Genomic DNA, 1,747 nt, shown 5'->3' with positions numbered 1-1,747 from the left:
TAAAAAGACCTAGTGAAACATTAGGTAGCGGTATGGTTAAGTTTTTATCTAAATAAGTTTACTTTAATATAAAAAAGAGAGTAGGAATTAAATTGACTAAGAAAAACATTATTATTGATACAGATCCTGGAATTGATGATGCAGTTGCTTTAGCGATTGCATTATATAGTGATGAAGTAGATGTAAAGCTTATTACCACCGTTGCAGGTAATGTAGGATTGGAATACGTTACAAAAAACACACTGAAATTATTAAACTTTTTTGGTAAAGAAATTCCTGTTGCCAAAGGATTTGATTCTCCGTTAATTAGAGAAACAAAAGATGCTAGTAACGTACATGGGAAAACTGGGATGGAAGGATACGATTTCGAAGAGCCGGATGAGCATTTACTTTTAAAAGAAAATGCTGTTAATGCCATGTATAAAACTATTATGACAAGTGCAGAACCAATTACGATTGTAGGAATAGGTCCGCTTATAAACATAGCAGTTTTATTAAAATTGTATCCAGAAACAAAATCAAATATTAAAGAAATTATTTTTATGGGTGGTTCAACAACTAGGGGAAATAGCGGAGTGATGTCAGAGTTTAATATTGATTTTGATCCAGAGGCTGCAAAAATAATTTTTGATTCAAAAGTGCCAGTTATAATGGTAGGAATGGATATTGGATTGAAAGCTTTAGTATATCCAGAAGATAGTAAGAAGATTAAGGACATGAATAAAGTCGGTCATATGATTTATAGTTTGTTTAGTAAATATAGAGGAGGGAGCATGAAAACTGGATTGAAAATGTATGATAGTACAGCTATTGCTTACTTATTAAGACCTGATTTATTTGATGTTGTTGAAACATTCGTTGATGTTGAATTGAATGGAAAGTATACAACTGGAGCCACGATTGTTGATCTGAAGGGCTATTTAAAGCAAGAAAGTAACGCAACCGTATGTCTTGATATTGATCAAAAAGAGTTTAAAGATTGGTTTTTAGCGAGTATAAATGACTGCAAATAAAAATAAAAAATAAGGATGGTAAATTATGATTGTTATGTATGGTTCAGCTATTGCAGCAACGTTATTAGTTGTATACATGTTATTAAAGAAGATGGATATTAAAGTTACTTTATTCGCTACAGGAATTGTATTGATGTTTATTGCGATTGCAATGGGTAAAGGAATTGCTATTGAAGGATTTGAAACTACCAATTTTGTGTTGTTTGATCCACTTTTGGCATTAGTTGAACAATTTAAATTAACTCTTACTAATGCAGGTTTTATTATCCTTATATTGGGCGGATATGCTTCATATATGACATATATTGGTGCTAATGAAGTGACTGTTAATGCATTGCTTAAACCTATAAAAAAAGTTAAGTCAGTGTATATATTAGTACCTATCGTATTTATCTTAGGAAATTTGCTCTCTTTGGTAATACCTAGTGCTTCAAACTTAGCTATCATATTACTAGCAACGTTATTTCCAGTTCTAAAAGCAGCAGGAATGTCTACTTTAAGCATAGGAGCCATTATAGCAACGTCAGCCACAATTGTTCCTACACCTCTTGGAGGAGATAATGTAGCAATTGCGACAGAGTTAGCTAATCATCCTATGTTTAGCGGTTTAACCGTCTCGGAGTATGTATTTAGCTATCATGCTTTGGTTTCAATTCCCACTTTGCTTGTGATTGCACTTACGCATTACTTCTGGCAAAAATATATGGATAAAAAATCACCGAATTTAAATGGGG

The 1,747-nt window shown here is 32.4% G+C and carries 2 protein-coding genes; both read left to right on the top strand.

Features of this window, described 5'->3' with window-relative positions:
• Nucleotides 1–92 precede the first annotated feature (92 nt).
• Complete coding sequence (rihC, locus tag RT405_RS11490; RefSeq protein ID WP_313469801.1) at nucleotides 93–1,013, top strand: ribonucleoside hydrolase RihC; 921 nt, start codon at nucleotides 93–95, stop codon at nucleotides 1,011–1,013.
• A 25-nt stretch (nucleotides 1,014–1,038) separates the two neighbouring features.
• Nucleotides 1,039–1,747, top strand: a 709-nt coding sequence (gene dcuC / locus RT405_RS11485) for a C4-dicarboxylate transporter DcuC (RefSeq protein WP_313469799.1), incomplete at its 3' end; no start/stop codon positions are given.

It is taken from the genome of Carnobacterium sp., assembly GCF_032094055.1.
In the GTDB taxonomy this organism is placed as follows: Bacteria; Bacillota; Bacilli; order Lactobacillales; family Carnobacteriaceae; genus Carnobacterium_A.
Note: the sequence above shows the minus strand (reverse complement) of the source record. Positions and strands in the feature narration are given on the sequence as shown.